Raw genomic sequence first — 13,576 nt, forward strand, 5'->3', positions numbered from 1 at the left:
TTTTCTCCTGTAAACCCGATGGGTTACCCAGCGTCCTCGCGTGCACTCTCCCATGCCAACAATGCACGTTTCACAGGAAGACCCCAGTGGTACCCCCCCAAGGCACCGGATTTACGCAATGCACGGTGACAAGGGATCAACCAGCTTACGGGGTTCTTTCCAACGGCCGTTCCAACTGCGCGAACCGCGCGTGGCGACCCGATAGAGTTGGCGATCTCCGAGTAGGTCGTGACATGACCAGACGGGATGCGCAGCAATGCCTCCCAGACCTTCAGCTGGAATGGTGCGCCGATCATATGCAGTTTGGTTTCGCCTTTCAGCGAAAGCGCCGCGTCGACCCAAAGGCGGATCGCATCGGGGTCCTTGGTGAAGGTCGCGTTGGGCCAACGGCGCGCAAGGTCGTCGTAAGTTTCATCGCTGCTTTGTTCAGCAACAAATCCCATACCGCAAATGCCACGTTCGGTTCCCATTGCGATGACCGGTCCAAACGGGCTATCAAATTTTCCCCATTTGATTTCCAGACCTGCGCCACCCTTGGCGTAGTCCCCAGGGCTCATCGCTTCCCATTTCAAAAACAGGTCATGCAAGCGGCCGGATCCGGATAACCCTACAGCGTCCGCAGTCGCCAGCGTGGTGAAGTTCTCTGTCAACATCGTCTTGGCGTGATCAAGCCGCAAGTATTGCTGATACCGCTTGGGCGAGACGCCGACCCAACGTGAGAACACACGTTGAAAATGTGCTGGCGACATGTCCATCGCACGCGCCAGTGCGTCTAACGTCAAAGGAGTTTCTGCTTGGTCGATCTCGTCCAAAGCGCGTCGGATGACTTGGTAATGATATCGGTCTGACTGTTCCATATGCCGAACCTAGCGCCGTGTGTGTCATCCCGCGACCCGATTATTGCGCCTTTATGCATAGCAATGCACCTTTGCAGGCGCGCCCTTGGCAAAGAATAATCGCGCTTCATGACTGCGCAGGATTGGACGGGCAGGGTATTTGTGACCATCGCCACAGAAAGCGCGCGCTTCGGCCTGCATTTGATCCGGCAATTCAGAAAACAGCTTACCGCCCGCGAAAAGGCTTTCGGTCCAATGGCCGTTGGCGCAAATGATTTCATGTTGGGGTAGAAGGATGTGATGCCAGATCATGGCTTTTCCGGCCATGGGCATGTGTGGCGGCGCAACTAACCCAGACCTGCACAATACCTCATGTGTACCGTTGTGCAGATCGAACCATGGATCGCGCAGCAGAATTCGATGCCCAGAAGAAACGGTAAGACAGCGCGCGTTGGCAGGATCTGACGACGCGATCGTTACGGGCCAATGACGCGAAGACGTTAACAGCATCGGCCAAGGCACCCGCCAGCGCCCGACCCACGCCACGGATTGATACCCATGATCCAACGTCAGCACGCAATCGCCACGTTTGATCCATTGTACGGGAACTTCACCACGATCTGTCGAAATTGCTGTATCGGGCGCAAAGCAGGGGACCGAGTTGTCCTCGAAATAAGTTTGATCCAAGCCTAGGCTGCCGCCATTGGTTACGGGATAACTCTCTCCCGGTGTTAGGCCAGTACTAGGGAGATAGCCGTAGTGGATTCCATCAACGTGAATCCGGTCAAGGTATTCGATGTCTGGTGTGCTGATCTGGGCATAGTTCGGCACTTCTATCACACCACTATCAACCAAATTGCCCTCCATGTCATAGATCATGGCTGTTTGATTGCTGTCACCGCTCGTGGCCATGAAAGTATCATCATCAGTCACGTCAACGCGGAGCCGGTGTTCTGTGTGATCATAATTGGCTGAAAGGTCAAACGCGCCAGTAGTCCCGTTGTAAGATAGGACCGAGTTGGAAATGATATAGAAACTGTACGTCGGCATCTGACTTCCCAAAATTTCAGATGGTCTAACGGGTTTTGGTTTCAGATTTCCTAAGGCGCCTAGGGGGCTTGTCCGGCAGGTCGGCAATTGCGACAAGGGCCGCATGGCCAAACTCACCAAACAACTCGACTACAACACCATCCATGAAATCTTCACGCGCTTTCGCGACGGCGACGCTGAGCCTAAGGGCGAGCTGGACCATGTGAACGCCTATACCTTGGTTGTCGCCGTCGCGCTGTCGGCGCAAGCGACCGACAAAGGCGTCAACAAGGCTACGGCTGAGCTGTTCAAAATTGCGGACACGCCGCAAAAGATGCTCGACCTTGGGATTGATGCCGTCACGGACCACATCAAGACGATTGGCTTGTTTCGCCAAAAGGCCAAGAACGTGATGAAGACCGCGCAGATTTTGGTCGACGAATACGGCGGCGAGGTGCCCAGCAGCCGTGCCGCGCTACAGTCCTTGCCGGGGGTCGGGCGCAAAACGGCCAATGTGGTTTTGAATATGTGGTGGGGCCAACCTGCACAGGCTGTGGACACGCATATCTTCCGCCTTGGCAATCGCAGCGGTATCGCGCCGGGCAAGGATGTCGACGCCGTTGAGCGCGCGATTGAAGATAACATTCCAGCCGAATTTCAGTTGCACGCACACCACTGGATGATTTTGCACGGGCGGTATATCTGCGTCGCGAGAAAACCAAAATGTCAGGCCTGTCACATCCGTGACTTGTGTCTTTACGAGGAAAAAACCACATGAACTACGACGTCATCGGTATCGGCAATGCAATTGTCGATGTAATCTCGCCCAGCAGCGACACCTTTCTTGATCAGATGGGCATCGAAAAAGGGATCATGCAGTTGATTGAACGTGATCGCGCGGAATTGCTCTATGCGTCCATGGACAGCCGTGTCGAAGCACCGGGTGGATCGGTGGGGAACACGCTTGCCGGCATCGGCGAGTTAGGTCTTCAAACGGCGTTTATCGGCAAGGTTAAAGACGACGCACTTGGCAAGTTCTACGCGGACGCCTTGGAGAAAGCAGGCACAGCTTTTCCGTTGCCACCACAAGACGTGGACGACCCGACATCGCGCTCGATGATTTTTGTTTCTCCGGATGGTGAGCGGTCTATGAACACCTACCTCGGCGCAGGTGCGGATATTTCATCTGCCGACGTTCCAGACGTGTTTGGCACCGGTTTGTTGTTCCTTGAGGGGTACCTGTTCGACAAAGACGAAGGCAAAACCGCGTTTTCTGAGGCGGCGACCAAAATGAAGGCTGCAGGTGGGCGGTCCGCTATCACCATTTCTGACCCGTTCTGCGCAGAACGTCATCGCGACGATTTCAAGCGTTTGATCGCAGAAGACATGGATATCGCCATCGGCAACGATGCGGAATGGCTGACGCTGTACGAAACAGATGATCTGGATCATGCCCTGCGCCAAGCGGCAGCGGTTTGCGATATCGTAGCGTGCACCCGTTCAGGCGAAGCTGTTTGGGTTCAGCAGGGAGACAAGCGCTTTGTTGCAGACGTTACTCCTGTCACCCCGGTTGATGCGACTGGGGCGGGCGACCAGTTCGCAGCGGGCTTCCTGTTTGGTATCGCAACGGGGCGTCCATTGGACGTAGCAGCGCAAATGGGTGTGCTTTGTGCCGCTGAGGTGATCGGCCACATCGGGCCACGGCCAGAAGTGAACATGGCGGATGTGTTCGCGGGAAAAGGCCTGATCTAAAACGAAAAACCCCTCGCCAACGGGCGAGGGGTCAATAACTCTGCCTTGTTAGGGTGTGCTTACGCGCCCAGCTTTGCGTGGACTTCATCCAAATCAATCTCGGCAATCGGCATCTTGTTCGCCGGATTGTCGAAATCGTATTTGAATAGATTGAAGTCCTTTTTGTAGATCTCGTACATCAGATGCATCGAAAGATCGTCAAAGTAGTCTTCAACCGGATGCAGGCGCTTGGGGCCGTGCCCTTCGCTTTCGTTGAAACGTGGAATTTCAGCCAGATCGATCGGGTTCGGCGTTTCAATGCCATTCAGCACGTCTTGCATGCCGTCGTTGAACTGCTCGGTCCAAAAAATCTTATCGTAGCGGCCGCCATTCACGATGAATGTAGAAATATGGCCGGACATCGCGGACCAGTGAATGTCGGGGTCCATCGGGCGGCGGAATTTGATGGTGTCGCGCGCAAACAACAGAAAACGGCGGAAGGATTTGATCTGGTCAAATTCGAACCCGTCTTCTGGGCTGCCAACTTCGATGCCGTATTTCTGGATCAACAGCGGAACAAGGTTGCCGCGGTAGCGTTTGCCGTTGCGCTGGATGCCGCAAATTTTGTCAAAGAAGCTGGACAATATGCGAGTGTATGGATTGCGCACACAGGTGAATGTGTAGCTGTTATGGCTTTTCACGTTCTCTGTGATCAGCGGCTGGCTATCTTCCATCGCCCACTTGTGCATCCCGTCCTGCGCGTCATGAATATCACCGTCAAAAAACTTGCCATGATCGGAATAATACATGATCTGGCCGATCGTCGAGCAGGCGCATTTGGGCACCACGCGGTACACCACACTTTCAGTTTGCGTCATCCAAGTGCCGGGAAAACCCATCTAACTCGTCCTCTTAGTTGCGCGTTGCCGTTTACGTCAGCATTGCTTTTACGCAAAAAAGCAAATTTTTCGTGTTTATTCAATGCGTCTTCACGTTTACATATGAAAAACAGTTCACCGAACAGGGGAATATTGTTTCCAAAATGGCAAAAATCGCCTTCATCTTGCTATGTCACAAAGACCCTGAAGCCATCGTGCAGCAGGCGCTACAGCTGACGGCGGTTGGTGACTACATCGCAATCCACTTTGATGCCAGTGCCCCGAAGGAAGCGTTTGCCCTTATAGAAAAGGAACTTGGCGACAATCCCAACGTCACCTTTGCTAAAAAGCGGATCAAGTGCGGCTGGGGTGAATGGTCACTCGTTCAGGCGACTTTGTACGCTGTGGAAGCCGCGGTTGACGCGTTTCCGCGGGCGACACATTTTTACATGGTGTCGGGCGACTGCATGGCCATTAAGTCCGCCAGCTACGCCAAAAAACTGCTGGACGCTGATGATTGCGACTATATCGAGAGCTTTGATTTCTTCGAGTCCGATTGGATCAAGACCGGCATGAAAGAAGAGCGGCTGATTTATCGCCACTTCTTCAATGAACGCACCCACAAGACCTTGTTCTACAATTCGTGGTGGGCGCAGCGAAAACTTGGGTTGGAACGTGAAATTCCCGCTGATCTGCAAATCATGATCGGGTCACAGTGGTGGTGCTTGCGCCGCCGCACTGTGGAATGGATCATTGATATGACCAAGAACCGCCCCGACGTGATGAAGTTCTTTCGCACCACGTGGATTCCGGATGAGACGTTTTTCCAAACGCTCGTGCGCCATTTGGTGCCTGAGCCGGAAATCCGTACACGCACGCTGACGTTTTTGATGTTCACGGACTACGGCATGCCGGTGACATTCTATAACGACCACTATGATCTTCTGTTATCGCAGGACTTTTTGTTTGCCCGTAAAATTTCCCCTGAAGCGACGTCTCTCAAGGAGCGACTGGGCCGACTATATGCTTCTGATCGGGATGATTTCAAAATTTCGGATGAAGGGCGCAAGCTGTTTGGGTTCCTGACGGGGCGTGGCCGTATTGGGCGGCGATTTGCACCGCGTTTCTGGGAAACGGAAACCTCGCTCGGACGGGAACGGGAATTGCTGATTGTGGCCTGTAAGAAATGGCATGTCGCAAAGCGTTTCGTTGGGTCTGTGAAGCATCACACGACCATTCCCTGCATCGATTACCTGTTTAACGAGGAAGATACCGATCTACCTGATCTTGGGGGTATCCAACGCACGCTTGGCAAACGCACACGTCACCGTCGCGCCCTGATGCGGATGTTGTTTGACTACTATAACACGGATCGCCTGATCATCTGTCTGGACACGGCCAACCTCGATTTGATGCAAGATTTCTTCAACGACCGTTCCACGACACGACTGTTGGAGCTGGAATGCGATTTCACGGATGAGTACCTGATTGGCCATGCCAAACGTGTCGGTCTTGCGGGGGATCAGACGGCGGATGAAACGATGGAGCAGCTATTGCCGACGATCCGCTATGACGTTGTGTACGAGTCCGATCGTATCCGAGATGCCGGTTTCGAAAACCACCTGCGTGTGCGCGAAGCGTCCAGCCCAGATGAAAACACGCCGCCGATTTGTGAGTTTTTGAGTGTGTCCGAAGATGTCGGACGCAGCATTGCCCAAACCCCCTACCTATTTGCCGACTGAGGAGAGAGCCCTTGGACTTCGTCTATGATGACCAAAACATTTTCGCCAAGATTCTACGTGGTGAGATCCCGAACCAGACCGTGTTTGAAAACGATCATGCTTTGGCGTTTCGTGATGTCTATCCGCAGGCGCCAGTGCATGTGTTGGTGATCCCAAAGGGGCCATACATGTCCTTGGATCATTTCGCGCGTGATGCGTCTGCTGAGGAGCAGGTGGCGTTTATGCAAGCCATCGCTGAGGTGTGTCGTTTAGAGGGAGTCGAAGATGGTTTTCGCGCGGTAGCCAATGCGCGTGAAGATGGTGTGCAAGAAGTACCGCATTATCACCTGCACATTCTGGGTGGTCGCAATTTGGGGCGTATGTTAGCGAAATAAGTGGTTTCGAATTGGCTACGCCAATCCGACCAGCTGGAGGGCCAGCCCTCCAGACCACCCGGGATATTTGTGAAACAAAGGCAAAAAGTCTTGGTGCGATCAGGCGCGGGTAAGGTTTAGGAACACATCTTCTAGGTGCGGATCTTCGGTACGCACGTCTTTGATGGTGATGCCCGCGTTGTGGACTTGTGACAGGATTTCGTCGGCGCGGATTTGAGATGTTTTGTAGGTGAAGGCGAGCGTGCCATTGTCGCGTTTTGTCCCGTCGATCCCTTTGGGCATTGCCGAAGGCAGTTCGCAAGCCGTGTCCGGCGTGATGACCATTGTCTTGGCGTCCAGCTGCCCCAGAAGGTTCGCCGTTGTGTCATTTGCGATGACCTCGCCGTGGTTGATGATGGCGATTTGGTCGCACATCTGTTCGGCTTCTTCCAAATAGTGCGTGGTCAGGATGATGGTCATGCCTTCATCATTGAGGCGTCGAACGTGTTGCCAGAGCATATTGCGCAGTTCGATATCAACGCCCGCTGTCGGTTCGTCCAGCACGAGAATTTGGGGGGAATGCACCAGCGCTTTACCAAGCAAAAGGCGGCGGCGCATGCCACCCGAAAGGGAGCGCGCGTAGGCTTCGGCTTTGTCGGTGAGGCCTGTGAGCTCCAGAAGCTCGGCGGTGCGGCGTTGTGATTTGGGAACGCCATAAAGCCCTGCCTGAACATCCAAGGAACCGCGTGGTGTGAAAAACGGGTCAAGGTTGGGTTCTTGCGGCATGATGCCGATCGCGGCGCGTGATTGGCGTGGGTTTTCGTCTTGATCGAACCCCCAGATCCGCACGGAACCTGCGGATTTCGTCACCAGTCCTGCAAGGATGTTGATGATGGTCGACTTGCCCGCGCCATTTGGCCCCAAAAGCCCGAAAATTGACCCGCGAGGAACCGTCAGGTCGACGCCCTTCAGGGCTTCTTTTGCGGGGCTGCGTTTGCTAGCGGCATATGTTTTCCGCAGGCCCGTGATTTCCAAGGCGTTCTCGGACATTGAGTGCTTTCCCATCTTGTTCGCGGCGCGTGGATCGCTAATATAGCTCGCGTTCGACATCGTTCTTATGTGGCACCTAACGTGCCCCCAGCCCAGAGGCAATTGCATGACAACCACCGCGCCAGAAACCAAGATCGTAAATCAGTGGCGGGTTGCCTGTGACGGTGGGGAAGGCGCATTGGGTCATCCGCGCGTTTGGCTGCAAATTCCAAAGAAGCAAGGCTGGGTTGAATGCCCGTATTGTGATTGTAAATACGTGTACGGCGAAACTGCAGCTGTTTGAGCCGTCTACCACGCCTAATCGTCTGGGCGCTTAGCCCGGTATTCCTATACTTTCTTTTGGCTCTAGTCGGGGCAATTGTTCCGGCACTACGCGATGATGTCGGCCCGCAATCTGACGAGCGGTCAATTATTCTGGTTCAAGGGCCGATCCATTACGACATCCTTCTGCCGTTGGATGACGATACGCGCGCCACTTTCAGCTTCTTGAGGGAAGCCAGCGTTCCGATAGATGCGTTTAACGGCGCATGGTTGTCCGTGGGTTGGGGCAGCGAAGCATTTTACACCACCGCCGGCACGTACCGTGACATCACATTCAGTTCCGTTATGAAGGCCGCAACAGGCGACAGTGGCGTGCTTCGGTTTGAGGTCTATGACCCTGTGCCGATCCATCCAGCCCTGCACCGCATCTCGTTAAGCCAAGCGCAGCTTGAGGTCTTGCAAGCAAAGATACGTAGCCAGGTTCAAGCGGAAACCCCACTCACGATTGATGGGTTCTCGGACAATGACGCCTTTTTCCCGGCAAAGGGGCGTTTCAATATTTTTAGGACCTGTAATGTTTGGGTTGGGGATATGCTGGCGGGGGCGGGCCTTGATTTCGGTATTTGGACGCCCACACCTTATGCTGTGTCCCTTTCATTGCGCTGGAACGGGCATTTGAACCGTACGGACGATTGAACCTCGCTCGCCGCAAGGCTACCAAGGTTATCTAACGGGGGAGTGCACACATGGCGTTCGGCAAAGGTTGTCATCTACATCTGATCGACGGATCGGCATTTATCTTTCGCGCCTATCACGCGCTGCCGCCCCTGACGCGTAAATCTGACGGCTTGCCGATTGGGGCCGTGTCAGGGTTTTGCAATATGTTGCAACGCTATGTCGAGGGCAATGTGGGCGGCGATGTCACCCATGTCGCGGTGATTTTCGATAAGGGCAGCCATACGTTTCGCAACGAGATGTATGACCAATACAAAGCCAACCGCGAGGCCATGCCAGAAGACCTGCGCCCGCAGATGCCGCTGACCCGCGATGCGACCCGTGCGTTCAACATCGCCTGCGAAGAGATCGAGGGCTTTGAAGCGGACGACATTATGGCGACCCTTGCACGCCAAGCCCGTGAAGCGGGCGGCGCCTGCACGATCATCTCAAGCGACAAAGACATGATGCAACTTGTCGGGGATGGCGTGGTGATGATGGACGCCATGAAAGGTAACAAGATTATCGACACCGAAGGCGTGCACGAGAAATTCGGCGTCGGCCCCGACCGTGTGATCGACGTGCAGGCGCTGGCTGGGGATAGCGTTGATAACGTGCCCGGTGCGCCCGGTATCGGCATCAAAACGGCGGCGCTTTTGATCAACGAATATGGCGACCTTGAAACGCTCCTCGACCGCGCTGAGGAAATCAAACAACCCAAACGCCGTCAGACCCTGATCGACAACCGTGCCCAGATCGAACTGTCCAAACGCCTCGTGACGTTGGACGACACGATGGACCTGCCGTTCACGCTGGACGACCTCGAAGTGCGCGATCCTGAACCTGATGTGCTACTCGAATTCCTTGCGCAAATGGAATTTCGCACGATTGTGAAACGCGTTTCCGAGAAGCTAGGCGTTGAAGCGCCGGTGATCGAAGAGACCTCCGCCGATGTGGCCCAAGACGCGCCTGAGCAGCCCCCGTTTGATGCGGAAAAGTACGAATGGTTGAAGGACGCCACCGCGTTGCAATCATGGATCGACCGTATTTATGCGCGTGGCTACGTCGCGGTGGATACTGAAACCACCGGCCTGAACGAAATGGTTGTCGACCTTGTTGGCGTGTCGCTGTGCGTTGAAGCGGGCGAAGCCTGTTACATCCCGCTGACCCATAAGGGTGGCACGGCCGATGATTTGTTTGGCAATGATGAACTCGCCAAAGACCAGATGGATTTTGAAGCCTGCCTCGCCATTCTGAAATCCATGCTCGAAGACGACAGCATCCTGAAAATCTTTCAGAATGCCAAATATGACTGCAAAATTTTCAAACGCCTGAATATCGACGTGGCCCCCATCGACGACACTATGTTGATGTCCTACGCGATGAATGCGGGCACGCATCGTCACAGCATGGACGTGCTATCCGAAAGCTATCTGGGCCACACACCGATCCCGATCAAACCCCTACTTGGGACGGGCAAATCCGCGATCACCTTTGACCGTGTAGACGTGGCAGAGGCTGTGAAATACGCAGCGGAAGACGCCGACATTACGCTGCGCCTGTGGGAATTACTTAAGCCGCAGCTGCACAAGAAGCAGGTCACATCCGTTTATGAAACGATGGAACGCCCGCTGGTTCCGGTACTCGCGAAAATGGAAATGTCCGGCATCAAGGTCGACCGCGACACCCTAAGCCGGATGTCCAACGCCTTCGCCCAGAAAATGGCAGGGCTTGAAGACGAACTTTACGAACTCGCCGGACACAAATTCAACGTCGGCTCGCCTGCGCAAGTGGGTGAAATCCTGTTTGACGAAATGGGGCTTGAGGGCGGCAAAAAGGGTAAGACGGGCAAGTATTCTACGGGTGCCGATATCCTAGAAGACCTTGCAACCGAACACGATTTTCCCGCCCGCGTCCTTGATTGGCGGTCTTTGTCGAAATTGAAATCGACTTACACAGACGCGCTGCAAACCCACATCAATGCAGAAACGGGTCGTGTTCATACGTCCTATTCTATCACAGGTGCTAACACGGGGCGGTTGTCGTCGACAGAACCAAACCTGCAAAACATCCCGATCCGCACCGATGAGGGCCGTAAAATCCGTGAGGCCTTTGTCGCCGAAGAGGGCAAGGTCCTTGTCGCGCTAGATTATTCCCAGATCGAACTGCGCATTCTGGCCCATGTCGCGGGAATCGAAACCCTGAAACAGGCGTTCCGCGACGGCCACGACATCCACGCGATGACCGCATCTGAAATGTTCAACGTGCCTTTGGATGAAATGACGTCCGACGTGCGTCGTCAGGCGAAGGCGATCAACTTTGGTGTTATCTATGGCATTTCAGGCTTCGGCCTAGCGCGTAATCTGCGCATCCCGAGGGCCGAGGCGCAGGGCTTCATCGACCGCTACTTCGAACGCTTCCCCGGTATCCGCACCTATATGGATGACACGGTGGCGTTTGCCAAAGAACACAACCGCGTTGAAACGCTGTTTGGCCGCAAAATCCACACGCCCGAGATCAACGCCAAGGGTCCGCAGGCAGGCTTCGCCAAACGCGCCGCGATCAACGCGCCGATCCAAGGGACCGCCGCCGACGTCATCCGCCGCGCCATGATCCGCATGGACGACGCAATCGCCCATTTGCCCGCGCGTATGCTGCTACAGGTTCATGATGAATTGGTATTCGAAGTGGACAAGGACGCCGCTGATGACCTGATCGTCGCCGCCAAAAACGTCATGGAAAACGCCGCCAATCCGGTGGTGAAATTCGACGTGCCGTTGGTTGTTGATGCTGGGATTGGGGCGACTTGGGCTGAGGCGCATTGACGTTGACCGTACCTTTGTCAGATCGCGTTTGGTTACGGTCGGCACTTCATGAGGGCGCTGTTGAGGACCTTATCACTGCGTTCGGGACACAATCCACGGGGCAAAGAGTTTCTGGGTCTCTTGCAGGGCTGACGTCGGTTTGCACGGCCATCACAGCTGAATTTGCAGGGTACGCGCCTGTCCGTCTTGTCGCATTTCAAAAAACACAAAAGAAATCATGGCACGTTCCGTGGCACCAAGATCGCGTGATCGCAGTGCAAGAAAAGCACGATGTCGAGGGATATACAAACTGGAGCTTCAAAGGAGACCAATGGCACTGTGAACCACCTATCTCGGTTTTATCTGACATGTTGTTTGTGCGGGTGTTTTTGGATGATTGCTCGGCGGAAGTTGGGGGCATGATGATCGCGCGAGGTAGTCATGCGCTGGGCAAAGTCGCTTCGGAATCTGCTGAGAAACATGCTGCGAATTTCGTTCATGAGATCGAAGAGGCTCGGGCAGGAGATATACTGATTTTGCCAATGCTGACGCTGCACAAATCAAATGCGGGGCAGAACCCGTCGACGCGGAGCGTCTTGCGCGTTGATTTTGCCCGAACGAAATTGCCTATGCCACTTGCGTGGCAGCATTTCGGATAGAAAGCAAAACGGACGCGCTGAGGGAGGGGCAGCGCGTCCGTTTCGTCGTCTTGGGAGGAGACGTCAGGGGTTAGTTAACCTTGTCACCCTCAATCACGTCCTGCTCGATTTTCGGAGCTTTCGCAATCTCGATCCGGCGCGGTTTCAGGGCTTCTGGCACTTCGCGGGTCAGGTCGATGTGCAGCATGCCATTTTCATGGGCAGCACCAGTGACCTTCACATGGTCGGCAAGGTGAAACCGGCGGCTAAAGGCGCGGGTCGCGATGCCGCGGTGCAGATAGGTGCGCTCAGCGTCATCATCTGCCTTTTTCGCCGTGACGTGCAGCGCGTTTTCCTTAACCTCAACCGAGAGGTCTTCTTCGCCAAATCCGGCAACGGCAATGGAAATGCGCCAGCCGTCATCAGCGGTTTTTTCAATGTTATAGGGTGGGTAGCTTTGGTTGCTCGTGTCGTTGGACAAGATGCGGTCCATCATATCGGTGATTTGGTCAAAACCGACAGTGGCGCGGTGTAGTGGAGCCAGATTTAAAGTACGCATGGTGTATCCTTTTCAAAGCGATAACGATGTTGGCCTTCCCAAACGGGGCAAGGCGGGTGGTTCAGGACCCATGATTGGCATCCCGATACAGATTATTTGGGGCGGGGGTGTGCAGCTTTCAAGTAGCTTGCGTCACGTTTTAGGGGCGGACGAACAAGGCGCCTGTGTCATTGCGCTCACCAGGGCGGATAACGCGGGCTGACGTGGGCGGCGTTGAAAACAATCCCCGCCCTTCTTCTAGCGCCAAACGCAGCGTGGCAATCGGTTCTGCTAGGTCCATGCCAAGGGCGACCTTTTCACCGTCGAGTTCCGCCATCGCAGAGAACACGGAGACAAGGCGCGGAACGCCGTTTTCGTTGCGGAAAACAGGGGCTCCGGAGGCTCCGAAATCAATTTCGCAGCTCATCACCAACAGGCCTGCTTGTTGACCCGTGACATTACAGGTTTCTTGCAATGACGGGTTCTCGGCGCGGTCTTTCGCGTAGGATACAACGCCGACTTGCGAACCGCGCAGCATGCTTGTGGACAACTCAAACGGCTCAATGCGGGAGTTACGGATCGGTTGGTCCAGCTGCAACAGCGCCACGTCATAGCGTACAACATCGGACGTCGTATCAGTTCGGTTGTCATAGGACGGATGGATGACTGCATTGCGAACGGACCGTGTGGCCTCGGCGCGGCCGTTGCGCAGACCTGCAAGGAACGAGATACGGTTGAAATCAACGGCTTGCCCGCCGTTGGTTTCGAACATGCAGTGGGCGGCGGTCAACACAAGGTCAGGGGCGATCAACGTGCCCGTGCAAAACCCTTTGCCGTCAATGTCCAAACGGCCAACGGCTTCCCAGCCACGGGCGTCATTTCCGGTTTCCAAAGACTGAAGCGCACTGGTTTGGGCCTGCGCAGATACGGCAGAAAAGACTCCAAAAACCAGTGAAATAAGTAGTTTGCGCATGCTTCGTCCGTTTGTTTCCCTGTAATTAA

14 protein-coding genes are annotated in these 13,576 nt (G+C 54.7%); 8 read left to right on the forward strand and 6 right to left on the reverse strand.

Annotated elements, in window-relative coordinates; all coding sequences use genetic code 11:
- Positions 1–23: 23 nt before the first annotated feature.
- Together OCA8868_RS14800 and OCA8868_RS14805 are read right to left on the reverse strand one after the other, a co-directional pair.
- Positions 24–857 carry a bifunctional helix-turn-helix domain-containing protein/methylated-DNA--[protein]-cysteine S-methyltransferase gene (locus tag OCA8868_RS14800; protein ID WP_093997361.1) on the reverse strand — a complete coding sequence of 278 codons (834 nt, stop codon included), beginning with the start codon at positions 855–857 and terminating at the stop codon, positions 24–26.
- Between the two features lie 51 nt (positions 858–908).
- The gene (locus tag OCA8868_RS14805) at positions 909–1,886 is read right to left on the reverse strand and encodes a Hint domain-containing protein (RefSeq protein WP_179214869.1); all 978 of its coding nucleotides are present in this window, start codon (positions 1,884–1,886) and stop codon (positions 909–911) included.
- A 103-nt stretch (positions 1,887–1,989) separates the two neighbouring features.
- On the opposite strand from OCA8868_RS14805, the gene nth reads away from it, so the two are divergent.
- Together nth and OCA8868_RS14815 are read left to right on the forward strand one after the other, a co-directional pair.
- Entirely contained in the window at positions 1,990–2,643 is a 654-nt protein-coding gene (gene nth / locus OCA8868_RS14810) for an endonuclease III (protein WP_093997363.1), read from the forward strand.
- Positions 2,640–3,617 carry an adenosine kinase gene (locus tag OCA8868_RS14815; RefSeq protein ID WP_093997364.1) on the forward strand — a complete coding sequence of 326 codons (978 nt, stop codon included), beginning with the start codon at positions 2,640–2,642 and terminating at the stop codon, positions 3,615–3,617. Before nth ends, OCA8868_RS14815 begins: the two co-directional genes overlap by 4 nt.
- 59 nt (positions 3,618–3,676) lie before the next feature.
- Here the strand turns inward: OCA8868_RS14815 and OCA8868_RS14820 are convergent, their stop codons facing one another.
- Complete coding sequence (locus tag OCA8868_RS14820; protein ID WP_093997365.1) at positions 3,677–4,495, reverse strand: sulfotransferase family protein; 819 nt, start codon at positions 4,493–4,495, stop codon at positions 3,677–3,679.
- Between the two features lie 143 nt (positions 4,496–4,638).
- Here OCA8868_RS14820 and OCA8868_RS14825 point away from each other — a divergent pair, with 143 nt between their 5' ends.
- A complete protein-coding gene (locus OCA8868_RS14825) occupies positions 4,639–6,216 on the forward strand; it encodes a DUF5928 domain-containing protein (RefSeq protein WP_093997429.1) in 1,578 nt (525 codons plus the stop codon).
- Between the two features lie 11 nt (positions 6,217–6,227).
- Positions 6,228–6,590 (forward strand): histidine triad nucleotide-binding protein, encoded by a 363-nt coding sequence (locus OCA8868_RS14830; protein ID WP_093997366.1) that lies wholly within the window; start codon positions 6,228–6,230, stop codon positions 6,588–6,590.
- A gap of 99 nt (positions 6,591–6,689) precedes the next feature.
- Here OCA8868_RS14830 and OCA8868_RS14835 read toward each other — a convergent pair whose 3' ends face one another.
- Positions 6,690–7,619: an ABC transporter ATP-binding protein gene (locus OCA8868_RS14835; protein WP_093997430.1), complete on the reverse strand. Its 930-nt coding sequence runs from the start codon at positions 7,617–7,619 to the stop codon at positions 6,690–6,692.
- A gap of 106 nt (positions 7,620–7,725) precedes the next feature.
- Between OCA8868_RS14835 and OCA8868_RS14840 the strand changes: the two genes are divergently transcribed.
- From OCA8868_RS14840 to OCA8868_RS14855, 4 genes are read left to right on the forward strand one after another with little or no spacing between them, the layout of a single operon-like run.
- Complete coding sequence (locus OCA8868_RS14840; protein ID WP_093997367.1) at positions 7,726–7,902, forward strand: zinc-finger domain-containing protein; 177 nt, start codon at positions 7,726–7,728, stop codon at positions 7,900–7,902.
- Positions 7,899–8,576 carry a TIGR02117 family protein gene (locus OCA8868_RS14845; protein ID WP_179214870.1) on the forward strand — a complete coding sequence of 226 codons (678 nt, stop codon included), beginning with the start codon at positions 7,899–7,901 and terminating at the stop codon, positions 8,574–8,576. Before OCA8868_RS14840 ends, OCA8868_RS14845 begins: the two co-directional genes overlap by 4 nt.
- Positions 8,577–8,626: 50 nt before the next feature.
- Positions 8,627–11,419 carry a DNA polymerase I gene (gene polA, locus OCA8868_RS14850; RefSeq protein ID WP_093997369.1) on the forward strand — a complete coding sequence of 931 codons (2,793 nt, stop codon included), beginning with the start codon at positions 8,627–8,629 and terminating at the stop codon, positions 11,417–11,419.
- A 2-nt stretch (positions 11,420–11,421) separates the two neighbouring features.
- Positions 11,422–12,057, forward strand: coding sequence for a phytanoyl-CoA dioxygenase family protein (locus OCA8868_RS14855; RefSeq protein ID WP_179214871.1), 636 nt, complete (start codon positions 11,422–11,424; stop codon positions 12,055–12,057).
- 70 nt (positions 12,058–12,127) lie between these two features.
- Here OCA8868_RS14855 and OCA8868_RS14860 read toward each other — a convergent pair whose 3' ends face one another.
- Both OCA8868_RS14860 and OCA8868_RS14865 read right to left on the reverse strand, forming a co-directional pair.
- A complete protein-coding gene (locus OCA8868_RS14860) occupies positions 12,128–12,595 on the reverse strand; it encodes an Hsp20 family protein (RefSeq protein WP_093997371.1) in 468 nt (155 codons plus the stop codon).
- Positions 12,596–12,734: 139 nt separating this feature from the next.
- Positions 12,735–13,547: a trypsin-like serine peptidase gene (locus OCA8868_RS14865; protein WP_093997372.1), complete on the reverse strand. Its 813-nt coding sequence runs from the start codon at positions 13,545–13,547 to the stop codon at positions 12,735–12,737.
- Positions 13,548–13,576: the final 29 nt, after the last annotated feature.

The organism is Octadecabacter ascidiaceicola, assembly GCF_900185015.1.
In the GTDB taxonomy this organism is placed as follows: domain Bacteria; phylum Pseudomonadota; class Alphaproteobacteria; order Rhodobacterales; family Rhodobacteraceae; genus Octadecabacter; species Octadecabacter ascidiaceicola.